This is a genomic window from Marinobacter sp. (assembly GCF_014859525.1).
GTDB lineage: Bacteria > Pseudomonadota > Gammaproteobacteria > Pseudomonadales > Oleiphilaceae > Marinobacter.
The window spans coordinates 20,898-37,840 of record NZ_JACUUB010000021.1; the positions used below are offsets into that span (position 1 = coordinate 20,898).

A 16,943-nucleotide genomic window follows, 5' to 3' on the forward strand; every position below is an offset into this window, starting at 1 on the left:
ATAATTACGTTACTAACCTACCAACGGATTTTAGAGTAAGCACCCTATTAAAGCGCCCGGGCGTCAGGAGATCGCCTGCTCCGCCACCGTAACACTTGAGGATTTGCCCGGGCGCAGGTATCGGCCAAAGCCGGCATTCCTGAGTGCCAGGTCTACACAACTCTTGATCACATGGGGTGAATCCAGCAGTAAAACATCTTCCAACAGCTGAATGCCCCATTCCCGATCAATACTGCGAATAACCGACTTCACCTTCGGCAAACTGGCGGCGTTCATCGACAAAGAATCGTAGCCCATCGCCATCAACAAAACAGCGCCACCAGGGTCGCCTGCCAGCTCGCCGCAAATACCGACGGGCTTACCTACCGATCGGGCATCCTGAGCAATGCGCACCAGCGCTTGTAGCACGGCTGGGTGGTACGAGTGATAGAGCTGAGCAACCCGGGGATTGTTTCGGTCTACCGCCAGCAGGTACTGGGTGAGATCATTGGAGCCAACGGATAAAAAGTCGACCCGCTCAGCCAGCTCTCGGATCTGATAAACCGCCGCAGGCACTTCCACCATCACACCCACCTTGGGCATGTGAACGTCGTAACCTTCTTCGCGCACTTCGTGGTATACACGATAAATCAGGTGGAGCGACTCCTCCACCTCAGAAATATTGCTGATCATGGGCAGCATGATCTGCAAGTTGTTCAGGCCTTCGCTGGCCTTGAGCATGGCCCGCACCTGAACCAGAAAGATTTCCGGGTGATCCAGGGTAACCCGAATACCCCGCCAGCCCAGGAACGGATTTTCTTCCTCGATGGGGAAATAGGTCAGCGATTTATCGCCACCAATGTCGAGGGTGCGCATGGTCACCGGGTTGGGCGCAAAGGCCTCCAGCTGCTCCCGATAATACTCCCGCTGCTCCTGCTCAGACGGGAAGCGATCCTTGATCATAAAGGGCACTTCGGTTCGGTACAGACCTATGCCTTCCGCACCATGAGACAGTGATCGCACGACATCGGTCATCAAGCCGGTATTAACCAGCAGCGATACCCGATGGCCATCGGTGGTTTCACACGGTTTGTCCCTGAGCACTTCAAGGCCGCGGAACAACTCCGCCTCTTCTTCGCAAATTGCCTGATAGAAGGCACGAAGATCTGCTGAGGGCGAGGCAAATATCTGCCCATCAAAGCCATCCACCACCAGCTCTCGGCCGTCCAGCTGGTTCACCGGGATGTCTACCAGACCCATCACCGTAGGCACACCCATGGCCCGGGCCAGAATAGCAACGTGGGAGTTACTGGAGCCTTTGACCGAGACCAGGCCGACCAACTGCCCCTTGGGAACTTCGCCGAGCATCGCAGGCGTCAGCTCTTCACTGACCAACACAGTATGTTCCGGATATTCCTGATGCTTCTGCTCACCTTCCTGCATGCGGGATAGCAGGCGGCGACCAAGGTCGCGGATATCCACCACCCGCTCCTGCAGGTAGTGATCGTCCATCATTTCAAAATGGCGAATGTACTGCTGAACCACCTGCTTCAGTGCACCCTGGGCCCAGATGCCTTCCCGAATCTTGATGGCCACCTCTCCGGGCAGGGCTTCGTCGTCCAGCATGCGCAGGTACACGTCAAACAACGCCTGTTCTTCCGGGCGGAGCTGAGAGGCCAGTCGGTTGGCGACCCGCTCTATGTCTTCTCTGACAGCCTGCACCGCAGCCTGGAACAGCTCCAACTCACCTTCGATATTGTCGGTGTGTTTTTCGGGCACCACGTCCAGATCCGCCGACGGGTACACCACCACACCGGTGCCAATAGCTACGCCCGGGGCACCAGGCACCCCGTTAAAGCTGATGTCCTGGGTTTCTTCACCGGTCAGAGACAAGCCACTGATCGCACCGGTCGCCTCACTGTGCGCAATGACGCCCGCCAGTTGGGCAGACACCGTCACCAGAAACGCCTCTTCGCCCTCGTCAAAGCAACGGGAACTTTCCCGCTGCTGCACGACCAACACGCCAAGCACACGACGATGGTGAATGATGGGCACACCCAGAAAAGAACTGAAGCGCTCTTCCCCGGTTTCCGGGAAGTAACGGTAACGCGGGTGAGAGGGCGCATCTTCCAGGTTGATGGGCTCTTCACGAGAACCCACCAGACCAACCAGGCCCTCGGAATACGCCAGACTGACTTTGCCAACCGAGTCTTTGTAGAGACCTTCGGTGGCCATCAGGATGTAACGATTAGAGGCGGGATCGAGCAGATAGACGGAACAGACCTCTGTGTTCATCGCTTTTTGTACCCGCGATACAATGATATCCAGCGCCTCTTTCAAGTCGCGGGCACTGTTTACCTCTTGCACTAGGCTTCGCAGGATACTCAGCATGGAGTCAGTCCGTCATTTTTGATGTTCCTTCAGCGCCGGTTCTGTTCGCCCTTCTGCCACTGCTCCATGTTGTGGAACAGCCTGGGCGCTAACTCTCGCAGCGCACGTCTGTAAACTTCTCTTTTGAACGAGACTACTTGCCCCAACGGGTACCAGTAGCTCACCCACTGCCAGCCATCAAATTCCGGTGAATCTGTTACATCCACCTTAACGTGGGCGTCTGGCGACAACATCCTCAGCAGGAACCATTTCTGTTTTTGCCCCACACAAACGGGGTGCGAGTTATGGCGAACCATCCTCCGGGGAAGACGGTATCGCAGCCAGCCCCCGGTGCAGCTGATGATTTCCACATCCGTCGCACTCAGGCCGATTTCCTCTCCAAGCTCCCGGTAAAGCGCGTCTTCCGGTGATTCGGTGTGCTTGATACCACCTTGCGGAAACTGCCAGGAGTCCTGCCCAATTCGCCTTGCCCAGAGAACTTCTCCCCTGTGGTTGGCCAGAATGATTCCGACGTTGGGTCTGAAACCGTCTGAATCGATCACGGCACAGTCCTTATAAAAGTCGGTTGCCGGTTAATTTATAACCGGCGAAAATTGTCCAAGTTGCTCTCATTCTTACAGAATCCCAAGGCTTCGGCAAACGGAGCTGTATGCGGCACACCATGACAGAGCCATGGTAGACTGTTTGCTCTGCTCTATAGCCTGTGACAATGGGAGGATGCGGCTTGACGCTCGCAATTTTTGATCTGGACAACACGCTTCTGGCCGGCGACAGCGACCACGCCTGGGGCGAATTTTTAGTGGAAGAAGGCATGGTAGATGCCGATGAGTATCGCCGTGCCAACGACCGCTTCTATGAGGAATACCTGAACGGCGAGCTGGATATCTTTCACTATCAGCGTTTTGTGCTTCAGCCCCTGACCCGTCACAACACGGAGGAGCTAGAGGCCTGGCGCGAAGCCTTTATGGCCAAAAAAGTACAGCCGATGATGCAAGACAAAGCCAAAAAACTCCTGGCCGATCACCAGAACCAGGGCCATACCCTGATGATCATCACCGCCACCAATCGGTTTATTACCGAGCCGATCGCCGAATTATTGGGCGTAGAACACCTGATTGCGACCGAGCCAGAACTGGTCAATGGCAAGTTTACCGGCGAAGTAGCCGGCACGCCGAGTTTTCAGGAAGGCAAAGTGGAACGACTCAACGACTGGCTCGCCGCCCACGGCGAAAGTTTGGAGGGCGCCTGGTTTTACAGCGACTCCCATAATGACGTACCACTGCTGAAGCAGGTGGCCAACCCGGTAGCAGTAGACCCGGACCCGACGCTGGAAAAGCTGGCCTTAGAGAATGGCTGGACGGTGATGTCGCTCAGGGTCTGACTTAGGGGTCTGTCCCCGCATGGGGACAGACCCTGACAACCCCCCACGCTTCTCCCCCGCCAATCACAAAAATCCAGTCAACGAGCGCACAAAGCAGGATTTTATGTAATCGGTCTCCGGAATCCCCGGCACAATCGGATGATCCGGTGCCTGGTGGCCCTGCTCCAGCAGTTGCACAAAGCGGTCAATCTTGCGGCCGCTGCCGCGAATAATATCGATCAGCTTTTCCTGGGACAAATGCATAGAGCAAGAGGCGGACACCAGCAAACCGTCTCGCTCAAGCAGCCTTAGCCCCAATTGGTTTAACCGGGCATAGGCCTGCTCCCCCGCCTTCTGATCGCGCCTGCGCGGAATCAGTGCCGGCGGGTCCAACACAACAATATCGAACTTCTCTTTCTCATCCGCCAACGCTTTCAGGGCATCAAAAGCATCGCCTTCAAGGGTGTCTACATTCTCCAGCCCGTTCAGTTTGGCGTTGTGATGGACCGCATCCACCGCCGAAGAGGAAGCATCGACACAGGTCACCTGAGATGCTCCGGCACAAGCAGCCTGAATACCCCAACCGCCCACGTAACTGAACACATCCAGCACCTTTTTGCCGGGCGCATAGGCCTGCAGGCGTTGCCGGTTCATACGATGATCATAGAACCAACCGGTCTTCTGACCACCGGCCAGCGGCACCTCAAAACGGGCACCGTTCTCCTCCACCAACACCGTGTCTGCTTCCGGCCCGTGGGCAAACTCCACATAGGTGTCCAGCCCTTCAACCTTGCGCATCTTGCCGTCATTCTTCAGCACGATAACCCGGGCATGGGCCAACCGCTGAACGGCACGCACGATGGCCTCTTTCATTTGCTCCATACCCGCGGTAGAAATCTGCACCACCACCACATCATCAAACCGGTCCACCACCAGGCCAGAGAGCCCGTCACTATCGCCGAACACCCAACGGTAAAAAGGCTTGGCAAACAACCGTTCCCTCAGGCTCAGCGCCGACTCCATCCGGTCCGTCAGCCGCTTCGGCGTCATGCCATGGTCCGCATCCCGGCTGATCAGCCGGCCGCAAATCAACGCATGGGGATTCACAAACGCCACGCCCATTGGCTTGTCGTTCGAAGCACGCACCTGAACTTGCGCGCCGGGCTCAAACGCTTGCAGCGGGCTGCGGTGGGTGTCCACCTCATTGCTGTAAACCCACAAGTGGCCGGCACGGAGACGGCGTTCTGCGCCTTTGCGCAGGTAGAGAACGGGAAAATCCATCGAATAGTTACCTGAGAGTTCGGTTAAATAGAGGACCGCGCCATTGCTTGGGCGTGCTTCCGGAGACAGGCCTCTCGAAACTGTGCGAAGCCATGGATGGCGTAGCCCAAGCGCCACATGGATGTGCCGAAGGAGCGTGTTTCGGGAGGCCTGTCCCCGGAAGCACGCTTGCGCCAGGAGCGGATCTTACTCTTCCGCTGCCACATGCTCACCATAGGCTGCCGCATCCATCAGGCCATCAAGCTCGCCTTTATCCGCCAGCTTAATTTTGAACATCCAGCCATCACCATAAGGATCTTCGTTCACAATCTCCGGCTCGTCCTCCAGCTTCTCATTCACCTCGAGAACCTCACCGGTCACCGGACTGAACACATCCGACGCCGACTTGACCGACTCCGCCACACCGGCCTCCTCACCGCCATTCACCGTCGCACCCACTTCCGGCACCCCGATATAAACCACATCACCCAACTGCTCCTGGGCAAAGTCGGTAATACCTACCGTGGCCGTGCCATCGGCATCTACCCGCACCCACTGATGAGTCTCGAGATACTTCAAATCTGCCGGAATATTGCTCATGTTCTGTGTGTCCTGTTGATACTTTTGCGCAGTTTAACCGAACCGACTAATTCCAGCGAATGCTACGAGCCAGCGTCATGAATGCGCTCAGATAATCCACCTCGGCATCCCGCTCCCGAAAGCCCAGAAAAATCTGTTTGGGCATGCCCTCCCGGCCCAGTTGCAGCGCCTTGATCGGCATTTTTTGCGCATACTCATCCACCAGCCAGCGAGGCAATGCCGACACGCCGCGCCCGGCAGCCACCATCTGCAGCATGATGTCTGTGGTCTCAATGGTCTTGTGACGCGCCGGAGCCGAATGAGCGGGCAAGAAGAAACGCGTGAAAATGTCCAGTCGCTCCGGCGCCACTGGATAAGTAATCAGGGTTTCTTTTTCCAGCTGCCCGGGTTCCACCCAGGGCTCGCCCGCCAGAGCATGGGCTTCTGCCACCACCAACACCTGTTCATAGTCAAACACCGGTTCAAAACGCACGCCGGGGCGGTGCAGCGGGTCTGGCGTAACCAGCAGATCAATGTCATGACCAAACAGCGCTCCCATACCGCCAAACTGGAATTCCTGCTTTACATCTACGTCTACATCCGGCCACTGCTGCAAGTAAGGACCCACCACTTTCAGCAACCACTGATAACACGGATGGCACTCCATCCCCACCCGCAGCCTGCCGCGCTGGCCTTTGGCCACCTGGCCGATCAGCATTTCTGCATGCTCGAATTGTGGTAACAAGCGATTGGCCAGATTGAGCAACTGATCCCCTGCCTGGGTAAATCGCAACTGCCGCCCTTCTCTCAGCCACACCGGCGTACCCAGCTGCTGCTCCAGCTTCCGAATGGCATGGCTCAGCGCTGACTGAGTCAGGTGCAGCTGCTCTGCCGCCGCCGTTAGGGAACCCTGGCGCTCGACCGCCCGGAAGATCTCAAGATGACTTCGCTCAATCATGACTTACCCGTGAATTATGTTCATGGTTCGTTGAGATAATACCATTTTTATTCATTCGATTACCCGCCTAACCTTGTCCAACGATTCACGCTGACAACACCGAAGGACAGACTCATGGTGAACACACACAACCTTGGTTTCCCCCGCATTGGCGGCCAACGGGAACTGAAATTTGCACTGGAAGATTACTGGGCCGGCCGACAAAACGAGCATCAACTGGCCATCACAGCCGCCGATCTGCGCCGCCGCCACTGGCAGCAACAAGCCAAGCTGGATTTTGTGCCGGTGGGCGACTTTTCCCTGTATGACCAGGTACTGGATATGTCGGTCACGGTCGGCAACCTGCCTGGGCGGGTCGCCAACAAAGATGGCTCGGCCCTGGACGACTACTTTCGTGCAGCCCGGGGCCGAGGCGCCAACGACAGCCCCTGCTGCGCCACCGCTGCCGGCGAGATGACCAAGTGGTTTGATACCAACTACCACTACATCGTGCCCGAATTTACCGCCGATACCCGTTTTGAACTGAATCCGGAACGCCTTCTTGGCCAGCTGGCCGAAGCCCGGGAACAGGGCGTGTCGGTTAAACCGGTGATTATCGGCCCGGTCACTTACCTGTGGCTGGGCAAGAGCTCCGATGGCAGCAACCGCCTGGATCTGCTGGAGCGCCTGCTGCCAGTGTACGCCCAACTGCTGGAAGCTCTGGCGGATGCCGGTGCCGACTGGGTACAGATTGATGAACCCGCCCTGGTTACCGATCTGGACGCCAACTGGCGCTATGCCTTCAACCTGGCCTATCACCAACTCAAGAGCAGCCGGCCAAAATTGCTGCTGACCACTTACTTCGGCGAGCTTCGGGGCAACCTGCAACTGGCGTGCGAACTGCCCGTTGCAGGGGTCCACCTGGATGCCATCAGCGCGCCAGACGAGGTCAATCGCATTGTCGACTGGCTGCCCAGCCACAAAGTGCTGTCTTTAGGCGTAATCAGTGGGCGCAATATCTGGAAAGCCGATCTGGCCAAGGCTCTGGATTGGCTTGAGCCTGTTCATCACAAACTCGGAGAACGCCTGTGGCTGGCTCCTTCATGCTCGCTGCTGCATGTACCGGTTGATCTGACCCCAGAACAAGATCTGGACGGGGACATCCGCGATTGGCTGGCCTTTGCCGTACAGAAACTGGATGAATTACAGGTATTAGCCCGCGCCCTGAACGAGGGTCGTCAGGCGGTGCAAGGCCCACTGGCTGCCAATCAGCAATCCATTGAAAGCCGGCAGCGTTCAACCCGGGTGGTTAATCCAGAAGTTCGTAAAGCGGTCGCAGGCATCACTGCAGAACAGGGCAAGCGCCAAAGTCCTTACCCCCAACGCATCGCTCTGCAGCAACAGGCCCTGAAATTGCCCGCATTCCCGACCACGACCATCGGCTCCTTCCCGCAAACGCCGGAAATCCGCCAGGCACGACTGCAGTATCGCAAAGGCGAACTCACCGGACCCGCGTACACCGAGAAAATGCAAGCCGAAATCGCCCACTGCATTCGGGAGCAGGAAAAGCTGGGGCTGGACGTGCTGGTGCACGGCGAACCGGAACGCAACGACATGGTGGAATACTTTGGCGAACAGCTGGACGGCTACGCGTTTACCCGCTTCGGCTGGGTTCAGTCTTACGGCTCCCGGTGCGTGAAACCGCCGATTCTGTTCGGTGATATCCGCCGGCCGAAAGCCATGACGGTGGACTGGACGGTTTACGCGCAATCGCTGACCGAAAAACCGGTCAAGGGCATGCTGACCGGGCCGGTCACGATTCTGAACTGGTCTTTCGTGCGCGACGACCAGCCCCGCAAGGATTCCTGCCTGCAACTGGCCCTGGCCATTCGCGACGAAGTGCAGGACCTGGAGAAAGCGGGCGTAAACATCATTCAGATAGACGAGGCCGCCCTGCGCGAAGGCTTGCCCCTGCGCCAGTCAGACTGGGAAGCTTATCTGGACTGGGCCATCAACAGCTTCCGTGTTGCCGCCAATGGCGTGGCGGACCACACGCAGATTCATACCCACATGTGCTATTCGGAGTTCAACGACATCATCGAGGCCATCGCCCGCATGGATGCCGACGTGATCACCATCGAGACCTCGCGCTCAGACATGGAGTTGCTGGATGCCTTCAGGAACTTCGAGTACCCGAACGACATCGGACCGGGCGTGTATGATATCCACTCCCCCAACATTCCTGATCAGGATCACATCATCAACCTGATGAAACTGGCTGCAGAACGCATCCCGCCGGAACGCCTTTGGGTAAATCCGGACTGTGGCCTGAAAACGCGGAAATGGGAGGAAGTGACACCAGCACTGCAAACCATGGTGGCTGCGGCGCAGGCTCTGCGGGGCTGAGCCAATAAAAGATTGACCCCTGCAGGCCCTCAACCCGCCGATACGCGCAACGGTTGAAGCCTGCAGGGGCAGACGGAACCATCAGTAACCCGTGCTGTTCTCATCCAGATCAAACTCGAACCGGCTCGCCCTGAAGACTTCTGTGGTGAAATTGCCGGAGGAGCCCAGTTCAAACCAGCGATAACCGGGAGCTAAAGGCTCTACCGCGAAGTCACTCGATCCGGTGGCAAACTGGATGCAGGTGGAGGGTGTGGCGAGCAGTTGCACACCATTACGATGCTGCTGCAGATCCTGATGAATATGGCCCCAGAGTGCGATTTTGACTTGCGGGTATTTGTCGACCACTTGCCAGAAGGCATCGCGGTTTCTCAGACCTATTTTTTCCATCCAGTCGGAGCCGATGTCTACCGGATGGTGGTGCAGGCACACCATGGTGGGTAATTCCGGATGCCGCGAAAGCGCATTATCCAGAAAGGAAAGCTCAGCCTGCGAAAGCTCACCAAACACCTTGCCATGTACGGAAGAGTCCAGCATGACAAAATGCCAGCCACCCTTCACGACCTGTTTTTGCTCCGCCTGAAACTCAGCCGCGACGGATGCCAACAAATCGGAGTCGTCATGATTGCCGGCAATCCAGAGAGAAGGACAGTTAAACGCTTTCAACTGCCCGCCAAAATACCGATAGGCCTCAGATGACGCGTCTTGGGCGAGATCACCGGTCGCCAGAATCAAATCTGGCTGGCCATGCTTGCGAAGAACCTCATCGATTACCGCTGCGAGGCTGTCACGGGTGTTGACGCCAAGCAAAGCGCCATCGGCCGATGCCATCAGATGTGGATCGGTCAGCTGCAATACCTTCAGAGGGCGGGCAGTTTGATTGACGGTCATTCAGGGCCTGTTGTCTTAGTTGCAACCAGTTGATATTACAAACAAGTGTACGATGGCTGCGTTCCGTTTTATCAGATTTAAATGGTAGGCAGGTCACATTCTGGCCCGCTACCACAAATATTTTGCGGTATTTGACAACTATGGCACAGGGGAAGCGAGGGGCAAGTCAGACTTTCAGCGAACTGCGGCGCGGTTCCCATAGTTTGCGGAAGCTTACTTGCAGCCCTCGCCGGCAGACCAGGCTGCGTGCTCCATTGGCAGGTGACCAAAGCGCTGGCAGTAATCCAGCCAGTCAGCCAGAAAACCGTTAACCTGAACCTTCTCATCAGGATGATGCATGAAACGGTTCGGGTAATCGTTCACCGGCGCAATCTGGCGCTGCCGGTAGCAACTGATCACCTCCGCCATCAAGGCGTCGTGGTAAACCCTTACGGTCATTTGAGGGTTGTTGAGCCAGCGGCCACTGTTATGAACCTGTTCCAGCAACAGGGTTTCCGTGAACTTAGCCGTTTGCAGCACTTCAATCCGAACCCGGCCCAGATATTGGTTTTCACGATGCAGCTCAAACTCGCACACGGGTTTGCCGTCAGCTTCCAGCTGACGCAGTTTCCTCAAGCGCTGGTAGTTGCCATCACACAAAGCACCCAACTGGCGCAAATCCGGCACATACCGCTTTGGCCGCTTTACCCACTCGGTCATGCCCGCCACTCCCGGCGCAACCTGTCCCGGTTCAATTGCAGCCACTGAATGGCGATGATGCCGGCGGCGTTGTTGATGCGGCCGTCGGCAATCATGGCGATACACTCGTCGACACTGACGACGTGAGACAAGATATCTTCGTGCTCGTGCTCCACCCCGAATACGCCACCGGCATTTGCGGTGCTAACCTGGCCACAGTAAACGTGGATCATCTCGGTGGTGCCACCCGGCGATACCAGGTAATCACAGATTTTATGGAGGCGGCTAAAACTCAGCCCGGCCTCTTCCTGGCCCTCACGCTGAGCCACCTCTTCCGGGCTCTCGCCTTCTTCGTTCATACCGGCCACGAGTTCCAGTAACCAGGGCGACTGGTTACGGCCCAGAGCACCGAGGCGAAACTGCTCCAGCAGCACGACTTCATCCCGTTCCGGGTCGTAGGGGAGCACGCAGGTGGCGTCGCCGCGGATGAAGAGTTCGCGGGTGAAGGTAGGCATGTCGCGGCCATCGAAGCGCGGATGGGTCAGCCAGAGCTTGTCCATGCGAAAGAAGCCCTGGAAGACGGTTTCGCGTTTTTCGATGGTGACGTTGCTGGCGTTGAACTGAAACGGTTTCGGCATTCGATTTTCCGAGTTGGTGTTCGATTTGGAACGATAGCCCCAGGGGTTGCTTGGGTGCAAGTGTCTTACGGTTGGTGTAATGGTTTGGTTCTGGCCCCAGCCTTCTCGGCTTGGTGCATGGCAGTCGTTGGGTATTGCTTTCCAAAACACGCTCCTTCGGCACGTCCGTGTGACGCTTGGGCTCCGCCATCCCTGGCTCCGCACAGTTTTGGAAAGCAATACCCAACGACTGCCCGAAACCTTTTGCAGTGCGCCAAAGAATTGCCTAACTCAGTATAGGGAGCGATTACTGCAAACGTCCAAGAGAGCTGGGGTGGGGGCCTTGTTCAGAAACGTGCGGAGCCAGGGATGGCGGAGCCCGAGACGCACAGGGACGTCTCGAGTCGTTTTCTGAACAAGGCCCCCACCCCGGCTCTGAGCACCCAGCCAGAAGGCTAGGCGACCCAGAACTCAGAACTCAGACCTTGTCGTAAAGCTTGGAGCCAGAGGTCACAAATTCCCTTGATTTTTCCTGCATACCAACATCAATCGCCGATACCTCGTCGATGCCTTGTTCCGCCGCATAATCACGAACTTCCTGTGAGATCTTCATCGAGCAGAACTTAGGGCCGCACATAGAGCAGAAGTGCGCCACCTTGGCGGAATCCTTCGGCAAGGTTTCATCGTGGAAGGCGCGGGCCGTGTCCGGGTCCAGTGCGAGGTTGAACTGGTCTTCCCAGCGGAACTCGAAACGGGCTTTGGACAACGCATTGTCGCGGACCTGGGCTCCGGGATGGCCTTTGGCCAGATCGGCGGCGTGGGCGGCGATCTTGTAGGTGATGATGCCGGTTTTAACGTCGTCTTTGTTGGGCAAGCCCAGGTGCTCTTTCGGGGTGACATAGCAGAGCATGGCGCAACCGAACCAGCCGATCATCGCCGCACCAATGCCGGAGGTGATGTGATCGTACCCAGGGGCAATATCGGTGGTCAGCGGCCCCAGAGTGTAGAACGGCGCTTCGTCACAACATTCCAGCTGCTTGTCCATGTTCTCTTTAATCAGGTGCATGGGCACATGGCCGGGGCCTTCGATCATGCACTGGACATCGTGCTTCCAGGCGATTTTGGTCAGCTCGCCCAACGTTTCCAGCTCACCGAACTGAGCCGCATCGTTGGCATCGGCAATGGAACCCGGACGCAGGCCATCGCCGAGGCTGAAGGAGACATCGTAGGCTTTCATGATTTCGCAAATGTCTTCAAAGTGCTCGTACAGGAAACTCTCTTTGTGATGAGCCAGGCACCATTTGGCCATGATAGAGCCGCCACGAGAGACAATGCCCGTGGTGCGCTTGGCGGTCATTGGCACGTGGTGTAAACGCACACCGGCATGGATGGTGAAGTAGTCCACGCCTTGCTCGGCCTGTTCGATCAGCGTATCCCGGAAGATTTCCCAGGTCAGGTCTTCGGCTACGCCGCCCACTTTTTCCAGTGCCTGATAAATGGGTACAGTGCCGATGGGGACCGGTGAGTTGCGGATGATCCACTCGCGGGTTTCGTGGATATTCTTGCCGGTGGACAAGTCCATCACGGTGTCTGAGCCCCAACGAATGCCCCAGGTGAGTTTTTCCACTTCCTCTTCAATGGACGAGCTTACCGCCGAGTTGCCGATGTTACCGTTGATCTTCACCAGAAAGTTACGGCCAATGATCATCGGCTCGGTTTCCGGGTGGTTGATGTTGGCGGGGATGATGGCACGGCCACGGGCCACCTCGTCACGAACAAACTCCGGCGTGATCTCGTTGGGCAGGTTGGCACCAAAAGATTGGCCGGGGTGCTGATCGTCCAACAGGCCCTGGTCACGAGCTTCCTGCAGCTTCATGTTTTCCCGTATGGCGATGAACTCCATTTCCGGGGTGATGATACCCTGACGAGCATAATGCATCTGGCTGACATTCTTACCCGGCTTAGCTTTGAGAGGCTTGCGCTCGTCCATAAAGCGAAGCGGGTCCAGCTGTGGGTCTTTCATTCGCCGACGGGTAAATTCGGAGGTGTAACCGTCCAGTTGTTCAACGTCACCGCGCTCAGCAATCCAGGCGGCCCGGACCGGTTTCAAACCTTTACGCAGGTCGATGGTGGCATCAGGATCTGTGTAGGGGCCGGAGGTGTCATAGACCATAACGGGTGGATTTTTCTCGCCGCCCAGCTCGGTTGGCGTGTCGCTCACGGTAATTTCCCGCATAGGCACTCGCAGATCTGGCCGGCTACCCTGTACGTAAATTTTTCGTGAGCTTGGTAATGGTTTGATTGCTGCGGAGTCCACTGTCGCGGAGTCGCTGAGGTAGGCTGGTAAGTCCGTCATGTTCTGCTCCCGGTATGGTCTGATCGTGTCGGGTCGCGTATGACGGAGCTGGGCCAAAATCACCAATCTTGGGCTATCTGGCACTGTCGTATGGTCTTAATCCCTACGCCGGTATTATCCGGATCAGGTCGCGGGTTCTGCGATGCAATCTCAGCCGATCGCCGGTTTTGGCGAATCAGCACCCCGTCAAGACGCGAAACTGTATTGTCCTGCTCATAAAATGAGTGACATTCTCAAGTGTAGAGGTGGGGAGCATTATTGTCCATAATGACCGACCACTACCTTTTGGTGACGGCCGGGGCGCACTTTACTCTGCTCGCTGGCTTTTCGATTCCTGTGTCCAGATCAAGGATGCCCGGAGATAGCATGTCAGGAGAAACAATGAAAAAACGTTTACTTCCAGGGTTGATCGCCCTGTTCGCAGCACAGCCTGCCTTTTCTCTGGATCTGATGGAAACCTATGAGAAGGCCCTGTCTTACGACTCCGGCATCGCCTCCGCCCTGGCTCAGTTCCAGGCCCAGCAGGCCGCCAGCGATGTCAGCAGAAGCTCGCTGCTACCCCAGATCGGGGCGTTCGCCGAAGGTAGCCACGTCAATGTCGATCCAAAACAGGGTAGTTCCAACAACTACCGCCCGTTCAGTTATGGTGTCCAGCTGACTCAGCCCATCTTTCGTGCCGACAGCTGGTTCCGGTACGACGCCAGTCAGTTCCAGACAGACGCGGCCCAGGCCCAGTACAACCTGGCCCAACAACAGTTGATCCTGGATGTCGCCTCTGCTTACTTCAATGTGTTGCGCGCCCAGGACACCGTGACCACCGCACGGGCCACCGAAGCGGCTATTCAACGCCAGTTCGAACAGGCTCAGGAGCGGTTTGATGTAGGCCTGATTGCGATCACCGAAGTGTATGAAGCCCGCGCCAGCTATGACGACAGCAAGAGCCAGCGCATTGCCGCCGAGAATCAGCTGAACGTCGCCCGTGAGCAACTGGCCCGCTTGACCGGCGAATACGCGGACGACCTGGAAAATCTGCGCGAGAATTTCCCCCTTGGCCGGCCCGAACCCATGGACCCCTCCGCCTGGGAGAACACTGCGCTGGAGCAGAACTGGTCGATCCAGTCGGCCCTGTATCAGTTGAATTCCAGCGAGGCTAACCTGAAAGTGGCCAAATCCGGGCATTTGCCAACGCTGGACCTGACCGCGTCGTATAGCGAGACCGACATTCATGGCAATGAAAGCACGGCACTGGGTCAGCGCCAGCAGTTCGAAGGCTCCCAAGGCGTGATCGGCCTGCAGCTGAATGTTCCGCTTTACATGGGCGGCGGCACTCAGGCTGGGGTGCGCCAGCAGCGCTCACTGGTCACGGCAGCAGAGCAAGACCTGAACACGGTTCGCCGTGATGTGCGTGTGAACACCCGCAGCCTGTACCTGACCGTGAACAACAACGTAGAAACCGCCTCGGCCCTGGAGCAGACCATCATTTCCCGTCGCAGCGCGCTGGACGCCACTCGTGCCGGTTATGATGTGGGCACCCGTAACATTGTGGAAGTGCTGGATGCTGAGAGGGCTTACTACGTGGCACTGCGAGATTACGCCAACGCTCGTTACGACTACGTGATCAACACCCTGCAACTGAAGCAGGCCGCCGGCACCCTGAGCCCGCAGGATCTGATCGATCTGAACAACTGGCTCAGCGCCAACGCTCGCGGCATTGAAGCCATGGCCGAAGAAGGCCGCACTCTGGACGACCCCAGGCAATAAGCCGGCAACGGCTCAAACGATTCCGGGCACCCTCGGGCGCCCGGAATCACAATCTTTCAATCACGCCTTCAACGACCCTGTCCAGAGCACCCCGGTTCTTGTCGACCACCGCAAGCGCTCGCGCCCCGTAAGCCATGCATTCGGTTTTATCCGCAAATAATCGGCCTACATCACGCGCCAAGTCGTCCGCACCTTCGACCAACTGTACCCCCTGATCCGCCAGCAGCCGTTCGTAGATGGTTTCAAAATTAAATACATGCGGCCCGGAAAACACCGGAATCCCCCAGGCCGCCGGTTCCAAAGGGTTATGCCCGCCGCGCTTAATCAACGACCCACCAACAAAAGCGATATCACTGGCACCGTACAGCATCATCAACTCGCCCATGGTATCGCCCAGATAGACCTGGACGCCCTGAACACCCTGGCCCTGAGACCGGCGAGCCACCTGAAAACCGCGCTCCACCGCCAGCGCCGCAACCATATCAAACCGCTCCGGATGTCTGGGAACAATGATCAACAGTGCCTCTGGGTGGTGATCCAGTACACTCTTATGGGCCAGCAGCAACTGCTCGTCTTCACCAGCATGAGTGCTGCCCGCAATCCAGATCGGCCGTGCCCCGACCCCGCTCCGGAAGGCATCGGCAGCTGCCCGTATGTCTTCCGGAATATCCACATCAAACTTCACGCTGCCGGTGACTTCAACGTGACTGGCCGCCACACCGATGCGACGAAATCGCTCGGCGTCGCGCTCTGCCTGGGCAGCCACCCAGCTGATGCTCCTCATGATCGGGCCAGCCAACCCCTTCACCCGCTCATAACCTCGTGCCGAGCGTTCCGACAAGCGCGCGTTAATAAGAAACACCGGCACTTTTCGCCGCCGACACTGGCGGATCATATTCGGCCAGATTTCCGTTTCCAGAATGACCAGAATGCGAGGATTGATGCGATCGAGAAAGCGGCGAATGGCGCCTGGCGTATCGTATGGAGCATAGGCATAGGTTACCCTGTCACCAAACATCTTACGCGCCTGTGCCAGCCCGGTGTCGGTCATCGCGGTCATTAGAATAGTGGCTCCAAGATTACGGGCCAACAACCGGCGCACCAGGGGGCCCGCCGCAATGGTTTCGCCCACAGAAACGGCGTGTACCCAGATAACCGGCCCGGAGATCGGCGGAACAATGCCAAGGCGGTGCTGCCAGTTTTGCCTTAAACCTGGCGCCTTGCGGCCCTGCCACCACAGCCGAATCAAAATGAACGGCAGGGCAAGGCGGATGAGCAGGGAATAGATAAACTGGAACACGCAGGACTCCCGGCAAAACAGTGCGTTATCATAGAGCGAAATTTGTCGAGGGGTTGCATCTTGCCCCCGGGTTAAACGTTTGTCGATGCAGGATTCACGATTTTGAAAAAGAAGTACCGCAAACTTCCAAGAAACACCGACTACTCAGCTTACCGCCATCCCCGCTGGTGGCCAACCTGGCTTGGGATCGCCCTGATGTGGCTGGTGGCACAATTGCCCATCCGGGTTCAGTGGTGGCTGGGCAAGGTTATCGGTTTGCTGGCCTGGAAGCTGGCCAAGAGCCGGCGGCACATTACCGAAGTGAACATAAAGCTGTGTTTTCCTGAACTGAACGCGCAGCAACAGGCCGCACTGGTGCGCAATGCGTTTATTGCCAATGGCATTGGCCTTATGGAGATCGGTATCGCCTGGTTCCGGGACCCGGCAAAACT

13 protein-coding genes, 1 pseudogene and 1 riboswitch are annotated in these 16,943 nt (G+C 57.2%); of the genes and pseudogenes, 4 read left to right on the plus strand and 10 right to left on the minus strand.

Translation table 11 applies throughout. The features are described from left to right. Positions 1 to 63 precede the first annotated feature (63 nt). Entirely contained in the window at positions 64 to 2,370 is a 2,307-nt protein-coding gene (gene ptsP, locus IBX51_RS06820) for a phosphoenolpyruvate--protein phosphotransferase (RefSeq protein WP_291830067.1), read from the minus strand. 29 nt (positions 2,371 to 2,399) lie between these two features. After that, complete coding sequence (locus IBX51_RS06825) at positions 2,400 to 2,912, minus strand: RNA pyrophosphohydrolase (protein ID WP_291830069.1); 513 nt, start codon at positions 2,910 to 2,912, stop codon at positions 2,400 to 2,402. A 182-nt stretch (positions 2,913 to 3,094) separates the two neighbouring features. Here IBX51_RS06825 and IBX51_RS06830 point away from each other — a divergent pair, with 182 nt between their 5' ends. After that, a complete protein-coding gene (locus IBX51_RS06830) occupies positions 3,095 to 3,751 on the plus strand; it encodes an HAD family phosphatase (RefSeq protein ID WP_291830071.1) in 657 nt (218 codons plus the stop codon). A gap of 63 nt (positions 3,752 to 3,814) precedes the next feature. On the opposite strand, the gene IBX51_RS06835 is transcribed toward IBX51_RS06830, so the two are convergent. The 3 genes from IBX51_RS06835 to IBX51_RS06845 form a co-directional block, all read right to left on the minus strand. Further along, positions 3,815 to 5,011 (minus strand): class I SAM-dependent rRNA methyltransferase, encoded by a 1,197-nt coding sequence (locus IBX51_RS06835; RefSeq protein ID WP_291830074.1) that lies wholly within the window; start codon positions 5,009 to 5,011, stop codon positions 3,815 to 3,817. Between the two features lie 186 nt (positions 5,012 to 5,197). Beyond that, positions 5,198 to 5,590, minus strand: coding sequence for a glycine cleavage system protein GcvH (gene gcvH / locus IBX51_RS06840; protein ID WP_291830076.1), 393 nt, complete (start codon positions 5,588 to 5,590; stop codon positions 5,198 to 5,200). Positions 5,591 to 5,636: 46 nt separating this feature from the next. Further along, on the minus strand, positions 5,637 to 6,527 hold the full coding sequence (locus IBX51_RS06845) for a LysR family transcriptional regulator (protein ID WP_291830078.1): 891 nt from the start codon (positions 6,525 to 6,527) through the stop codon (positions 5,637 to 5,639). A 114-nt stretch (positions 6,528 to 6,641) separates the two neighbouring features. Here IBX51_RS06845 and metE point away from each other — a divergent pair, with 114 nt between their 5' ends. After that, a complete protein-coding gene (metE, locus tag IBX51_RS06850; protein WP_291830080.1) occupies positions 6,642 to 8,912 on the plus strand; it encodes a 5-methyltetrahydropteroyltriglutamate--homocysteine S-methyltransferase in 2,271 nt (756 codons plus the stop codon). A gap of 81 nt (positions 8,913 to 8,993) precedes the next feature. Here metE and cpdA read toward each other — a convergent pair whose 3' ends face one another. From cpdA to thiC, 4 genes are all read right to left on the minus strand, one after another. After that, positions 8,994 to 9,800, minus strand: coding sequence for a 3',5'-cyclic-AMP phosphodiesterase (cpdA, locus tag IBX51_RS06855; protein WP_291830081.1), 807 nt, complete (start codon positions 9,798 to 9,800; stop codon positions 8,994 to 8,996). A 213-nt stretch (positions 9,801 to 10,013) separates the two neighbouring features. Then, positions 10,014 to 10,499, minus strand: coding sequence for a DUF1249 domain-containing protein (locus IBX51_RS06860; RefSeq protein WP_291830083.1), 486 nt, complete (start codon positions 10,497 to 10,499; stop codon positions 10,014 to 10,016). Continuing rightward, complete coding sequence (locus IBX51_RS06865; protein ID WP_291830084.1) at positions 10,496 to 11,116, minus strand: NUDIX domain-containing protein; 621 nt, start codon at positions 11,114 to 11,116, stop codon at positions 10,496 to 10,498. The genes IBX51_RS06860 and IBX51_RS06865 overlap by 4 nt, the downstream gene beginning before the upstream one ends. 457 nt (positions 11,117 to 11,573) lie before the next feature. Beyond that, the gene (gene thiC / locus IBX51_RS06870) at positions 11,574 to 13,451 is read right to left on the minus strand and encodes a phosphomethylpyrimidine synthase ThiC (RefSeq protein WP_291830086.1); all 1,878 of its coding nucleotides are present in this window, start codon (positions 13,449 to 13,451) and stop codon (positions 11,574 to 11,576) included. Between the two features lie 83 nt (positions 13,452 to 13,534). Then, a riboswitch (TPP riboswitch) is annotated at positions 13,535 to 13,647 on the minus strand. Positions 13,648 to 13,832: 185 nt separating this feature from the next. Between thiC and IBX51_RS06875 the strand changes: the two genes are divergently transcribed. Continuing rightward, positions 13,833 to 15,212 (plus strand): TolC family outer membrane protein, encoded by a 1,380-nt coding sequence (locus tag IBX51_RS06875; protein WP_291830088.1) that lies wholly within the window; start codon positions 13,833 to 13,835, stop codon positions 15,210 to 15,212. Positions 15,213 to 15,258: 46 nt separating this feature from the next. On the opposite strand, the gene waaA is transcribed toward IBX51_RS06875, so the two are convergent. After that, positions 15,259 to 16,512 (minus strand): lipid IV(A) 3-deoxy-D-manno-octulosonic acid transferase, encoded by a 1,254-nt coding sequence (gene waaA, locus IBX51_RS06880; protein WP_291830090.1) that lies wholly within the window; start codon positions 16,510 to 16,512, stop codon positions 15,259 to 15,261. A 102-nt stretch (positions 16,513 to 16,614) separates the two neighbouring features. On the opposite strand from waaA, the pseudogene IBX51_RS06885 reads away from it, so the two are divergent. Continuing rightward, positions 16,615 to 16,943, plus strand: a pseudogene (locus tag IBX51_RS06885) (lipid A biosynthesis acyltransferase); the annotation flags it as partial.

Excerpts from the sequence above, each read along its gene's own strand:
- IBX51_RS06865 (WP_291830084.1), bottom strand. The coding sequence starts at position 11,116 with ATGCCGAAACCGTTTCAGTTCAACGCCAGCAACGTCACCATCGAAAAA.
- gcvH (WP_291830076.1), bottom strand. The coding sequence starts at position 5,590 with ATGAGCAATATTCCGGCAGATTTGAAGTATCTCGAGACTCATCAGTGG.
- cpdA (WP_291830081.1), bottom strand. The coding sequence starts at position 9,800 with ATGACCGTCAATCAAACTGCCCGCCCTCTGAAGGTATTGCAGCTGACC.
- IBX51_RS06875 (WP_291830088.1), top strand. The coding sequence starts at position 13,833 with ATGAAAAAACGTTTACTTCCAGGGTTGATCGCCCTGTTCGCAGCACAG.
- metE (WP_291830080.1), top strand. The coding sequence starts at position 6,642 with ATGGTGAACACACACAACCTTGGTTTCCCCCGCATTGGCGGCCAACGG.
- thiC (WP_291830086.1), bottom strand. The coding sequence starts at position 13,451 with ATGACGGACTTACCAGCCTACCTCAGCGACTCCGCGACAGTGGACTCC.
- IBX51_RS06845 (WP_291830078.1), bottom strand. The coding sequence starts at position 6,527 with ATGATTGAGCGAAGTCATCTTGAGATCTTCCGGGCGGTCGAGCGCCAG.
- IBX51_RS06835 (WP_291830074.1), bottom strand. The coding sequence starts at position 5,011 with ATGGATTTTCCCGTTCTCTACCTGCGCAAAGGCGCAGAACGCCGTCTC.
- ptsP (WP_291830067.1), bottom strand. The coding sequence starts at position 2,370 with ATGCTGAGTATCCTGCGAAGCCTAGTGCAAGAGGTAAACAGTGCCCGC.
- IBX51_RS06860 (WP_291830083.1), bottom strand. The coding sequence starts at position 10,499 with ATGACCGAGTGGGTAAAGCGGCCAAAGCGGTATGTGCCGGATTTGCGC.